Genomic DNA, 13684 nt, shown 5'->3' on the forward strand with positions numbered 1-13684 from the left:
GCCAGTACATTTTTTAAAAATTCCTTTATATATCCTCTCTGTAGTAGATCGTGGCAATACTGGTTAGTGTAACTTCGCAAACACTGGTAGCAACTGGTGTTCCCAAGTTGATCCCCGCACTCGCAATTAGATACTATGGCTAGTGTGGTCTTAAGGGTAGCTATGAAGTTATCCCGTTCGGCAATCCGCTTGACGTGTCCAGCCCCACCGGGTACATCATCGAATAAGGTTAAAACGCGACGGTAGGGGTTACCCTGATGGGGGTATAAAGTCCCATCGATATCACGGCGATCTATATCTAGTGCTACACACGCTCCTTCTATTAATCCATACAATAAGGACTCCCAAAAACCTGGCCGCATATCTTCTAGCTCTGGGCACCATATTTGCAAAATATCAGTACTAAATTCATATCCTAACGCGTAGCGGCAATACCGCTGTCCCCAGCATACTTTCCCCCAAGGGTTTTTATGTTCCGGTAAAGGCTTACCATCAAATATTTCTGCATAGCCACATGTTTGGCACACTTTAAACTTTCTGTTGCCAGCACTATTTATTACAGCTAGTTTACCGTCACCACCGGCTTGGAGGATCAAAGTTTTACCCAAGGATAAAGTAAGTTCCTTCTCCACCTTCCCCTCGCGGGCAAAAAAATTGCGAGTGGAGTAGGTCTTTTCTGGTTTACTCATTTTAGGCCGTTTAGGTTTCTCGGCAATGAAACCAAATTCAGGAGTAATAAAGATTCCTTGGCTACGACCAACCCTATGACCGCAAGAACAAATTCTTAAGTCAGGCTCTTTTGCCGCCAGTTCACTACGATAGAGCCCGCAATGATCACAGACAGCATAACTATATACCAGTGGATCTCGATCAGGTAATTTTTTAATATAGCGGCTAGTCCACAATTTTCCTCCAGCTACAACTTGACTACTAGGCGCATATTCTGATAAGGCAATCTTTAAGTCTCGATCTAGCTCCAGACCTCTGGCTTCTTCACCATGATGGGTAATCTGTAACTCTACCACATCGACGGGGAAACCATACTTTGGAATTACATTGCGTCTAGAGAAAAAGTTAATTATATAGCACTGTTCAATGGTGTTTATAGTCCTGCGAATTTGCCCTGCACGGGCATATTTTCCCCTTTTGGAATAACCTTCCTCCAACTGCTTTAAGCCTTTTAGATCCCCCATCAACTGTGCTTCGACCTTGGTAAGTATGCCTCTCTTATCACCTACAAAATCTTCCAACCAACTCCAATCTTCAAGCCCCACTTTACCCCACATTTTTTGGGGAACAACACGTTTTAAACTTTCTTCCAACTGACAGGGCCTTTGGGCTAAAAATTTTATTAGCGGCTGAAGGGCTGAATCAGGCGATGAAGAGAAAAAATTTTTTACATTACCAAAGTATTCCTTATGCTTCTGCCAGAACATGGCCAGGGCCATAGCATGTACGTGCCGCCTAATAATTTTTTCGTTGGCAATTGCTACATAAGGGGGCTTGATTTCTCCTTTAATGATCCGAAGGGGTTCCTTGAAGTGGGCAAAATCATGGGAACGGCATTGAGCAAAAGTGAGAGCAAAAGCAGTTGAACCCGACCTCCTCCCGGCCCGGCCTGCCCTTTGAATATAGTTAGCAGCCGTTGGTGGGACGTTACGCATAAAAACAACCTCTAGATCACCTACATCCACGCCCAACTCAAACGTGGTGGAGCAGCTTAAAACGTTTATCTCACCTTCGGTAAATCGCTTTTGTATTTGCGAGGCCTTATCTGTGTTTAGCTGGGCTGTATGCTCATGGGTCTTCATGCCTAAGGGTAAGAAGTCTGTATACAGCTTACGGTAATGGTTTTCTTTTAATACCACATCTGGGGCAACTTCGGTTAATCTGCCTTCGCAATAATAAGTGGGACAAACACCACGAATATTGTGGAGCGTAAAACGTCTACATTTGTTGCAACGATACCATATTATACTCTTATCAATACTAGCTGGCTGCAGCTCCCATTTCTCTGGCCGTAAAGCAAATACTTGCCCATTAGGCCCATCAATAAATGAAAAGAAATGTTCTTTCCATGCCGCCCGCCTTCCTTTATCTGCTATTAGCGCAACCCAAATCCCTCTTAGCAAGGATAAAGCAGCCTGTTTTGATGCTACCTCTCCGGTTCGGGTAGGAATTTTCATCAGGTAATTTACCCGTGTATTAACTGCGTTTTTACCCTTTGGTAGCCAATTATAAATCCTGCCCTTTACTGGTGCCTTCTTGGTAAAAAAGTATTCCCGGTTCCGGGGAGCGAAGAATTCATCCCTGGGGTCGACGTTATCTGGGTAACTTATGGCCCCATTGCGCCTGACAGTATCTAACAAGACGTTCATCAAAGTAACCGTTTCTTCTTTGTTAAAATTCCAAGGACCACTAAGCAAAGCCGGCGGTGGTTCCCAAGAGGGCGGTAACACAGGGGTAAAGCCTAGCAATCCTAGGCCTTCTAGGCTGATAGCTTGATCAAAAGCCATGAATTCCAATAACACCCATTTCCAAGCCAAATCCTCTATTTCTTGATGGCTAAGTCGAGGATGAATTTGCAAATCAATAAGATACTTTTTTAGGTATTGGGCCAGGTCTTGCACCCGCCAGCGATTAAGGATAACTTTTTCCTTCTGTTCTTCAAGGACTTTTACCATTAACCGACGTTGGAGAATTTGGTTATAGGAGTTTGCGAAGTAAGTAGCAAAAAAAGCTGCGTCTTGGCGGCTATCTGAAAATACAAGTAGTTGGCGTTTATCCTTTTCATATTGACCATGGGAAGGAGAAGCCCAGGGGTCGTTAACTATTTGGTCTTGCGTTTTTTCTTTTTTTTCCGGTAGTTGTTGATAAAGGGCGGTACCCAAAACACTGGTAACCGCTTCAGCACCTAACAAGAATCTTCTTACCACAGAACCAATGGTAATACAGCGGCCACAGGCAGGGCATTTATGGACATTACCAGCTTTTGATTTAACCGCCACCACCCGCACCAAGTGTTCTTGGCCGCAGCTACAAGGAGAGGACACATAGTTTTCGGGGAAAATAACACCGCAACGGGCGCATATCTTGTAAATTTCTCCGGATGGGTATTCCTCGCCACTGGCAACTATTTCATCTTCGTTATCCGGTAATATATTGCCATCCCCTAATACCAAAAAGTACTTCAGCTGATTGCGATCCTCATAAAAGCGGTTTCCTGGTTGTTTTAAAATATTGTTTTCAACTATTTCTCCTACCAAATACAAAGAGCTGCATTGACGGCAAACCGCTGTTTCAAAAACAGCATATTTGTTTCCATCTACCTCCATTTGTTTTTTTCGCTCTAGGAAAAGATGCTTTTCAGGAACTAGGGTGCAAAACCCACCTTCCAACGCCCGAATAAAAACATGATACCTAGCCGGCAATAAAGGTAAATCGGCTTCTGTTAGTCTAGCCTTATTGGCCAAATAAACTAAAGCCACCAGATAGCGTTCTCCAGCTTCACCAAATAGGTGCTGAGCTGCATTGGCCAGATAACAGGGAGACTTCTCCAGCATGGTTTGTAATGTGAGTACTCTTTGATCCCCTGACAAAACTCCATATATAAATCGTCTCCACTTTCCGCCGCTTTGGGCCATTGCCTTTTGTATAATTTTCTCTGGTACACCACTACCTTGACATCTGTTAGTTAAAAGGGAAATTGTGGCCCCTTCATTTTGTACCAACTGCTGCCAGTCTAAATATAGATTAGGATGGGGCTTACCCCAGCTTTTTTCAGCTATAGCAAGGCGTTTTGTAACCCCTGCAATAACATCTTGCTCATCGGGGGCATGTTCTTTGTAGATAAACGGCTCCCCGAATAAGTTGGTAGCAAATTCAGCCACCTGGCCAAAATCCTTTTCCTTACCACCTAAGGTGGCGCTGGTGGCAACGCATTGAATAGCCCGGGGCTTGCTTTTTACGACCCTCTCTTTTAACCGCCGCAACAGCATAGCAATCTCAATGCCTTTTGCCCCAGAGTAAGTATGGGCTTCGTCAATCACGATAAAACGCCAGTTGTGGGCAAAGGGGCCATCAAAAAAGGCGTTATCTTGTGGTCGCAATAGTAAGTATTCTAACATAGCATAATTCGTCAGCAGAATATGTGGTGGACCTTGCCGCATTTTTTCCCGCGATAACAGTTCATTAGGCAGGATAAGCTCACTAGGATTTGCTAGCTGAAACTTCTGCCTAGCATCATTTTCCCATTCTTCTGTCTCCCCGGTGTAACTACCAAAAGTGATGGCGGGATAGTTCTTCAATAACCTTCGCAGTCTTTTTAACTGATCATTAGCTAGGGCATTCATGGGATACAGCAGCAATGCTCTCACCCCTGGGCCCAGTTCTCCATTCTCCCGTTGGCGAAATAGATGGTTTAATATCGGTAGTAAAAAAGCTTCTGTCTTGCCCGACCCGGTCCCTGTAGCCACGACAATATTTCTACGTTCCATAATAAGTTTACGGATGGCCACCTCTTGATGTTTATATAGTTCTCTTTCCAAAGGTAAATCATCTGTCTTAAGTTCAATGAACTCCTTGGAAAACAAACCTTCATCGATTAAATCTTGCAACGAGCTAGCCGTTAGAAAAGGTGGGGTTGCCTCTAAAATGGGTCCTTTCACAAACCGGCCAGGCTGTTTGAGTTCAGCCATAAGTTCCTTTTGCAGTCTAGTATCATTTAAGCTAAAGGTAGTCTCCAAATAATCCATATATCTTCTTTCGATGGCTATGGTTGCCTGTAACGGATCTAGGCTCATCTGTCATCCCCCACTCTGATATAGATACTTTCAGGCGCAATTACAGCATTACCACACTCATGGTGTCCTATCTCCCAAAACCACATCTTACATCTACGGCAGTAAGTTGCCCCATCGCTGTCTTTGTCGATTAGAAAGGGCATCTTGTTACCCTGTAGATAGAATCCTACCGGATTAAATGGCATTCCTTTAATAGTACCATCCGCCGCCACCGTGTAGACATTGCCTTCTAGTCTGGCTTCCTCATCAAAGGTTGGGTTGAGCCCGGTAACCTTCACCCAGTAGTTGGGTTCTATGCTGATTATTTTATCTTCATGGCTGGCGGCGACTATTTCAAGGCATTTACCCAAATAAGCCTGTAAGAGCTCTTCCTTGGACCCGACATCTATATCTATGCAGTTTTCTGTCCCTGATCGTGGAGCCATGGCCACATCGCTACTCCATGAATCCTGCTTATCTAGTTGCAACCTATACAAACCCGGAGGCATTTTTATTGCCAATACCTCGATCTCAGCGTTACAATGCCCGTCTGGGATACTTCTTTCGATATAATCCACCCCTGGCATATCCAGCGGCCAAAATCGTAGCACCCGCCCGGATGCTCTTCCCAAGTCCCTCCATTGGACCAGTAGGTTTCGTCTATCGCCTTGTAGTCTTTGCGTCATTCTAATATCCTGGACTTGCCAACGAGTACGCACCCGTAACAGGGTAAAAGGAAGGATTTTTTTATTTAAACAGCTGAAGAAGATTTTTTGGGTAGGTTTATTTGTTCCACGTAGGGTATCACTAAATCTACATAAATCAAACACAGCTTTTCCTTGCTGCACAGGGCTTACCAAAATCTGCTTTCCGCCCTCTAGAGACAACTTTACCTCAGCCCCAGCTGCCAGTGGTACTTCAATTTCGATAGCGCCCAGATCTTCATGCCAGATTTCCTTTACCGATGCTTGCCATTCCCCATTTTGTTTCCGCCACCTGATAACTGGAATCTGTACATTTATCATTATAGGAACCTGTTCCTCGAGATGATAGACCAATGAACCTGCAATAAAATGCTGTTTGGTGTCAAACTCTACCACCGTCGGAGAGACGCTGGTGATCAAACTACCTTCTTCCTTTTGGGGCACAAAGTCACACCTATTTCGTGATAAAAATTCCAATCTTCCTTTTTCTTGGACCTTATCTTGCGGCTTATAAATTAGGCGGTCAAACCTGAGTCGCAAATCAGGAACAACCGCAACTTCCGTCTGCCATAAAACTCTATCGTATTTTACTAGAGTTATCTTATAATGACCGTACTTTCCCTGGCTCAAGGCAGCCAAGTTTACACAGACAATGTCATCTTCTGTTTGAGAAGCATCGAGGTTTTCTAGGGGGAAGAATTTCCTTTCCTCTCCCTTGTCTAGTCGCAACCCATAAAACGGTATCTCTTCCTTCCCCTTAACTGAAAACACTAGATTAGGTAGTTGATCCAGGTAAAGAGGCGCTCCGTTAGAGTTGATTTGTTCCAACGTTTCCCCGGATAGCAACTGTGGTTCTAACTGCTGCGCACCTTTATATATAGACAAGGCCTCCCCCGTTCTGACTGCTAACACATGGGTATCAACATACCTATATTCATATCCTGACCAATGGCCCGACAGCTGCTCCCTTATAGCTCCAACTGGATCCGTGCTAGTCCCGAGCGGTGCGATAAGGTAAAACCCGCCATCCGGTAGCACTCTATTTTCCACCAACTTACCTTGGCTGTTGAATAGCATATGTAAATGGCTGGGACCAAGGCCATTATAATTCCAGTAACGGCTGTCGTCCCCACAAATAAAATGCAGTGAATATTGTTTCTGCGGTCGCTCTAAAGGGAATTCGATTTCGTCTGACCGTAGAAGGCCGGTTTCATCATCTAATAATAAAGGTAACGTAATTTTCTGTTTAGAACCTGGGCCGCCTCCCACATAAAGGCTCGCTGGTTTTTTCTGTCTTACCGGCTGAGATGGTAAAAACACCTTGATTTGTTCTTCGTTAGGGTCAAATATTAGTGTCGGCTTTCGCACCATGACCTTCGTTTTTTGCCTTTGCTCCTTTTCTGCATTTATCGTTGCTTCGTATGTTTTTCTTCCTTCCTTTTCCCACCACTGCCTTATATAGGATTCGATTCGATCAGGCAGCCCAGTCTTATTTGCCGACTCATTCTTCTGTAGGCGATCGATTAATTGTAGTGACCGGTGAACGAATTGAGTCGCTGTCATGCCCCCCTGAAAGATAAAAACGCGGGACGATTCGTTAAGCTGATAAAGTGGGTTTTTAAAGGCTTTGGCCTTTTTGGAAACCTCGTTTTTTTGGTTTCTAATCCTGATCAGGCGAGCCTCAAATTCATCAATATTTGCAAGGGATTTTACTTGGGGTAATAAAGGCATCAGGACGCTCGCGTCTTGACCGAGCCTTGTTTGGAATAAATTTATATTTTGTCGTAGCTCCCTTTGAATCATCAACTCCTCCTTGCCAGCCTCTTCCCGCCCTTTGCCCAGCTGCACTAACAGTGTCTTATAGCGCCCTAGTTCCTGACTAACTTTGTTTAACTCTTGTTGTACAGACGTATCATCTTCAAAAGCTGCCCTTTCACAACTTGCAGCCGCCTCTTTTATGGCCGCATCTATTTCGGCTAATGCTGTCAGCTCTAGGTTACGTTCTCGCAAAAGCCCTTGCAGCTGCCGAATAATATTGGTCAAAGTAGGCATCGGCTGCTTTAATATATCTTCCTTTATCTGAAGCGGTAGAAATAATTGTTCCAGCTCTTCCCCTGCCCGGATAAGTCTTTTAAATTTAGTCGGGGTGAAGATTTGAAAAAATAGCATCTTCAGCCGAAAGAAAACATTGCGGCGGGCCTTTATTTCCTTTAGCCATACTTTTATTCGGTCCATCGGAAAGCCAATTATAAGATGGGCAAAATCATTATGCCAATTGTGGAAAACCCTACCAGCAAGTTTCGCAATCTCTTGTTCCCGTGCTTTTAATACTTGCTCCTTGGCTTTAAAAGACTTCCGGGCCTGGATATAAGCAGCTTTTCGCTGCAGTAAGAGCTGGAGTTCTGTTTTCCTATTCTCCAGTCTGTCTAATAGCCGTTCTGGGACTAAAAGAAGTTCCGTTAGCTCTTCTTTATGGACAATCTCATTCTCCCATTTCTGTAGTTGTGCTAATAAATCGCGATGCTGCCACGCGATACAGATATTATTTATTTCTTCTTCTTTACTTTCGCAGACGGCAATTATTTTCCTATATTTTTCATATTTGGCGTATTCCAAGCGCCAAGATGTAACTAAATGTTCAGCTTCTTCCCAACCGGGTTCCAAATCTGCTCCTTTCCACTCCATATATATTGGTAACAAGACATTGGCAACAAAGTTATTAAGATAGCAGTTTGGTATATAGCCATGAGCCAAAATAGGAATGACATAGGACAAACCCCCTTGGAAATCGTATAAACCATGTTTTTTCACTGCCCCGAGAAAAGCCCTCCCCAGCACCCCTTGCCATTTTGCCTGCTCATTAGGTAATCCCAATTTCCGATAAACAGGTCCCCAATAGTCACCCTCCCGATAATACAAAAAACCCATCCAAACCAAAAAAATTGCCACGCAGATGGAGCTAGATAAATTTCCTGGCCGCATCCTTAATTCACACGAAATTATTTTGGCCAAATGGTCTAGTTCATCTTTTTTAGGCTCAAGGTCCCCGAGCAGATTTCCTTTCAAAACTAATTTGCAATAACTATCGCAGGAATCGAGATCATCACACCTTAAAAAAGAATTACACATCTCACTCCCCCCCAGAATATGCGGTAATAGCCCTCCGCTTGTAGATATGAAACACTTAATCTTATTAACCAATAGGAGCGGCCTAAGTAAACACAATTGTCCAAGATATTGCACCGCATTTCCCTTTTATATTCCCTATCCCACGTTTCGAATCCTTCCATATATTCTTTCATTATTTCCAGTAGGTCATCAGCCTGATTCCATATCATAACCATTTGTCCAGCAGTTGCAATCAGCTCTCATATTTACAAGTTTAATATAGTTGACTAATCCTGTGATAAATTGCCCAAGCCATAATAGTGTGTAAATACATACCTTTTCGCTCCACTTATTTACCCAACCCGTTCAGCCTAATATTATTGCTAACACCTTTGTTGCTTTTCGCTCGTTGGGGTGCGCCCAGGCAGGGCATACACCTACCCCGTTAGAATTAGACGGGGTAGGTTTTTTGTGCGGGGCACAACATGGTATTCTCTATCCGCTAGCGAAAAGCTCAAAATATTAGCCCTTAAATAACAAACCTCCCCCATCAGTCGGGGGAGGTGGGCCTTATTTTGTTATTTTACCTCTTAGGGCAAAATAGCAATCGCTTCGATTTCAATATCGGCATTTTTAGGGAGAGCAGCTACGGCTACGCAGGATCGTGCCGGGGCTGGATCACCAAAAAAGCCAGTATAAACTTCATTAACATCAGCAAAATTGTCCATATTAGTGAGAAATATTGTTGTCTTGACCACGTCGGCTAATGAGCCCTTGGCCGCATTGAGAATAGCATCAATGTTGGTTAGGATTTGGCGGGCCGCCTCTTTAATGTCGTCTGTAATTAGTTCATTGGTGGCTGGATTGATGGGTAGCTGGCCGGAAAGAAATATCATTTTCCCGGTCCGGATACCTAATGAATAGGGACCGATAGCCCCTGGTACTTTATCAGTCACTATGGCTTGTTTCATTGTGCATACCTCCAGATAATGGGATAGTTTCTACACCTTATTTAAACCTCTTTACTTGGGTAGAGCGGATAAGCAACACAAAGATCCTTCACCCGTGCTCTCAGTTTATCCTTGATACCGGGCTTATCAAAGCAGGTGAGCGCTATAGCAATAATATCAGCAACTTCATCCATTTCAGCCGTAGACAAGCCGCGGGTAGTCATGGCCGGAGTACCGAGTCTAAGACCGCTAGTAACAAAGGGGTTTTCAGGATCAAATGGGATAGTATTCTTATTGACTGTTATGCTGATTTCATCAAGCATAGCCTCTGCTTCTTTGCCAGTTATTTTTTGTGGTCTTAGATCAACCAACAATAAATGATTGTCGGTGCCACCAGAAACCAAGGTGAAGCCGCGACTCATAAGCCCCTGGGCTAGCGCTTTTGCGTTGGCCACTACTCGCTCCTGGTAATCCTTGAATTCAGGAGCCAACGCCTCTTTGAAGGCTACGGCTTTGGCAGCAATAACATGCATCAGTGGCCCGCCTTGGATGCCAGGAAAAACAGCCCGATCGATACTTTGTGCATGTTTTCGAGGGCACAAAATTAGCCCACCGCGAGGGCCACGGAGCGTCTTATGGGTAGTACTGGTCACAAAATCAGCTACTGGTACAGGGTTAGGATGAAGCCCTACCGCTACCAAACCGGCAATATGGGCCATGTCCACCATTAAGTAAGCATCCACTTCTTTGGCTATAGCAGCAAAGGCATCAAAATCAATAATACGGGGGTAAGCGCTTGCACCAGCGACAATCATACGGGGGCGTTCACGCCTAGCTATGGTTCGAATTTGGTCATAATCGATCCGGCCTGTTTCCTTATCGACACCGTAATCCACGATACGAAACCACTTACCAGACATATTGATAGGATGACCATGGGTCAGGTGGCCTCCATGGGATAAGCGCATACCTAAAATGGTATCGCCAGGTTCTAGAGTAGCAAAGTAGACAGCTGTATTGGCCTGGGCACCCGAATGAGGTTGAACATTAGCATGTTCAGCCCTAAATAGTTGGCATACTCTCTTTCGAGCTAGCTCTTCCGCAATATCAACAAATTCGCAACCGCCATAATAGCGTCGACCAGGATAGCCTTCAGCATACTTGTTAGTTAAAACTGATCCTTGTGCTTCCAGCACCGCAGAACTAACAAAATTTTCGGAGGCGATCAATTCTAGATTGTTTTGCTGCCGTCTAAGTTCTTTGTCAATGGCAGTGGCTACTTCAGGATCCACCGCCCGCAAAATTTCCACCTATCATCTCTCTCCTTTCAAAAGCTATGAGCCTTACCTTTGTGTAGTTCTACTAATCGGGGGCCGCAAGCAGCCCCCGTTTAGTTACGACTATATATTATCGGGAAACATCAGCTAGATACTTTTTTCATCTAACTTATAAACAGGCAGCAGAGTAACAAAATCTAAACCACATAAATATCTTCTGGAAACTCAGACAGATAGCGATCCCGGCGATCCACAATAACTGTAACCACGTTGCTACCCGGCTCAAGCCGTTGGGCAATCTTTAAGGCTACCGCTACATTGGCCCCGGAGGACATACCACAGTAAATACCCTCTTCTTGGCATAGACGGTTGGCCATAGCCCTGGCTTCTTCATCAGAAATACAGAATAGTTTATCAGGATATCCTTTGTCCATCATCATGCTCAGTATCGGTCTTTCGGTAACCCACTTCTTTAATCCCATAACCTCTGATATTTTAGTTCTTACGTCGGAGAGATCAAACTCCCCGCGCTCATTTTCGTCACCTTTCATATCAAAATAGTGCTCGCTCCCCCGCGGCACTACCCCAAAGGTAAGCGGTGCCCGCAACCCTTTTTCCTCAAGTCCCATACAGATCCCGAAAAAGCTGCCCCCAGCAGAAACTGAGCAGCCGACAGCATCTATTTTGCCGTCCAGTTGATCATAAATTTCCCGTCCCATTTCCATCTGTCCATAGAAATTGTGTTGATTATAAATCTGGTCTACCCAGACACAATTAGGGTCATTTTGTTCTGCTAGATAGCAATCCATCTTAGCCGCTAGAACATGGGGTAGATCACGGTTCATAGTTGGAAACTTGGCATAGAGTTCTTGCAGTTGTTCTTCGGACAAGTAAGCAGTCGGTTCGCTAGATATGCTAACTTCCGGGCCAAACGCTTGCACAATTTTCATTCTAGCGCTGGTCTCTCCACCTTCAAATTGGTAGCGGTATAGCACCAGCCTAGCCTTATAGCCCTTAGCTGCGCACACCATCGCCACTGCCGGGGCTGTGTTACCAGCCGAAGCCTCAACCACAAACCCTTCCGGCGGAGGAGGCAGTTTTTTTCCATTCCAAGTCTGGCCTTTTTCAGCTGCCTCCACCATCGCCAAAGCCATTCTATCTTTATAGCTACCGCTTGGATTAAGATGTTCTAATTTCACGAATACATTAGCTCCCACATCTTGGCCAATCCTGTTCAGTTTTAACAGCGGTGTTTTCCCAATGGCCTCGGTGATACTGTTGATATAATCCATCGTGTCGCTCTCCTTTCTGGTTAAAATTATGAGCAGATAAGCCTTTACCACCTCCAATCATTTAAACATATATTAAAGACCTAGATAGGCCCGTTTTACCATCTGATTCCCACTGAGAACATCCGATTTCCCTTCCAGCACCACTTCTCCCGTTTCGATAACATATCCGCGCTGTGACAGAGCCAAAGCTAAACGGGCATTTTGTTCCACCAGTAACATAGGCGTTCCTTCCTCATCTCTGATTGCCTCAATGGCAGCAGCCACTTGTTCCACGAGTAGTGGGGAAAGGCCCAAAGAAGGTTCATCCAAAAGAAGCATTCGGGGACTGCCCATGAGGGCCCGCCCAATGGCCAGCATCTGTTGCTCACCCCCGCTGAGGGTTCCGCCTAGTTGATTACGGCGCTCACGTAAAACGGGAAACAATGTCTCAACTCTTTCTACAAGGTGGGCGACTTTTGCTTTATCTGTCTGGAGATAGGCCCCTACCATTAGATTTTCCCTTACAGTTAGATTTGCGAAAATTTGGCGTCCTTCCATAACATGACCGATTCCACATTTAGTTATCAAATGGGGGGCCATACCATCGATTCGCACGCCAGCTAATGAAATTGTTCCCTCTTTGGGCGACAACAGGCCGGATATTGTCCGTAATAAAGTGGTTTTTCCTGCCCCATTACTCCCAATTACACATACAACTTCGCCATCATTCACCGTAAGGCTTAATTGCCTTAAAACCTGAACATTTCCATAAAATACATCAATACCACTTATGTCAAGCATTCCCAACGCCCCTCCTAAACTCACTACCCAAATACGCTTCAACTACACGTTCATTGGTTTGTATGGCTTGAGGAGCACCTTCCGCAATTTTTATCCCATGGTCAAGGACAGTGATTTGATCACAGATTGACATAATCAGCTTCATGTCATGCTCGATTATCAAGATAGTAATTTCAAGCTCTGTGTTAAGGCGCTTTATGAGTTGAGCCAATTCTCCCTTTTCGCGCGTGTTCATTCCAGCTGAGGGCTCATCGAGTAGCAACAATTCTGGTGAAGTTGCTAGTGCCCGCGCAATCTCTAACCGTCGCTGAATTCCATATGGTAGCTTGAGCGGATTTTGCCCTTCGATCGCATTGAGCCCCACAAGAGATAATACCGATTTTGCTTTCTTCACAGTTTCCTTCTTTTCCCTTCGGTGACGCCGAGAATTAAAAAGAACATCGCATGTCCCCGAATAAGTCTCACAATGGCAACCAAGAAGGACGTTCTCGATTACGTTTAAATTTGAAAATAACCTAATGTTTTGGAATGTCCTACTTATACCTAGAGCGCATAGTTTATGAGGTGCTAACCTAGTTATATCACGGCCTCTGAAAACCACGCTTCCTCGGTCAGGACGGTAGAGGCCTGTAATAACATTAAACATAGAGGTCTTGCCCGCACCGTTGGGGCCGATAAGGCCATGAATTTTATTTTTTCCCGGCGCAAAAGAAACCTTATTTAATGCCGCTAGTCCACCAAAACTAAGGCTTATATCCTTGACAGTTAGTAGGGCATCAGCCATAAAAGATA

The 13684-nt window shown here is 44.6% G+C and carries 7 protein-coding genes; all 7 read right to left on the bottom strand.

What is annotated here, in order from left to right; translation table 11 throughout:
* Nucleotides 1-4802, bottom strand: a 4802-nt coding sequence (locus GX364_09455; GenBank protein ID NLI71074.1) for a DEAD/DEAH box helicase, incomplete at its 3' end; no start/stop codon positions are given.
* Nucleotides 4799-8614, bottom strand: coding sequence for a hypothetical protein (locus GX364_09460; protein NLI71075.1), 3816 nt, complete (start codon nucleotides 8612-8614; stop codon nucleotides 4799-4801). The genes GX364_09455 and GX364_09460, both read right to left, overlap by 4 nt.
* Before the next feature lie 569 nt (nucleotides 8615-9183).
* Nucleotides 9184-9564, bottom strand: coding sequence for a RidA family protein (locus tag GX364_09465; GenBank protein ID NLI71076.1), 381 nt, complete (start codon nucleotides 9562-9564; stop codon nucleotides 9184-9186).
* A gap of 41 nt (nucleotides 9565-9605) precedes the next feature.
* Nucleotides 9606-10853 (bottom strand): serine hydroxymethyltransferase, encoded by a 1248-nt coding sequence (locus GX364_09470; protein ID NLI71077.1) that lies wholly within the window; start codon nucleotides 10851-10853, stop codon nucleotides 9606-9608.
* Nucleotides 10854-11017: 164 nt separating this feature from the next.
* Nucleotides 11018-12112 carry a cysteine synthase family protein gene (locus GX364_09475; protein NLI71078.1) on the bottom strand — a complete coding sequence of 365 codons (1095 nt, stop codon included), beginning with the start codon at nucleotides 12110-12112 and terminating at the stop codon, nucleotides 11018-11020.
* Nucleotides 12113-12184: 72 nt separating this feature from the next.
* On the bottom strand, nucleotides 12185-12892 hold the full coding sequence (locus tag GX364_09480; protein ID NLI71079.1) for an ABC transporter ATP-binding protein: 708 nt from the start codon (nucleotides 12890-12892) through the stop codon (nucleotides 12185-12187).
* Nucleotides 12885-13676 carry an ABC transporter ATP-binding protein gene (locus GX364_09485; GenBank protein NLI71080.1) on the bottom strand — a complete coding sequence of 264 codons (792 nt, stop codon included), beginning with the start codon at nucleotides 13674-13676 and terminating at the stop codon, nucleotides 12885-12887. The genes GX364_09480 and GX364_09485 overlap by 8 nt, the downstream gene beginning before the upstream one ends.
* Nucleotides 13677-13684: the final 8 nt, after the last annotated feature.

The sequence above is a fragment of the Bacillota bacterium genome, assembly GCA_012518215.1.
Taxonomy (GTDB): domain Bacteria; phylum Bacillota; class Dethiobacteria; order DTU022; family PWGO01; genus JAAYSV01.

Coding starts and splice junctions, on each gene's coding strand:
- GX364_09465 (NLI71076.1), bottom strand. CDS start 9,564: ATGAAACAAGCCATAGTGACTGATAAAGTACCAGGGGCTATCGGTCCC.
- GX364_09475 (NLI71078.1), bottom strand. CDS start 12,112: ATGGATTATATCAACAGTATCACCGAGGCCATTGGGAAAACACCGCTG.
- GX364_09460 (NLI71075.1), bottom strand. CDS start 8,614: ATGTGTAATTCTTTTTTAAGGTGTGATGATCTCGATTCCTGCGATAGT.
- GX364_09480 (NLI71079.1), bottom strand. CDS start 12,892: ATGCTTGACATAAGTGGTATTGATGTATTTTATGGAAATGTTCAGGTT.
- GX364_09485 (NLI71080.1), bottom strand. CDS start 13,676: ATGGCTGATGCCCTACTAACTGTCAAGGATATAAGCCTTAGTTTTGGT.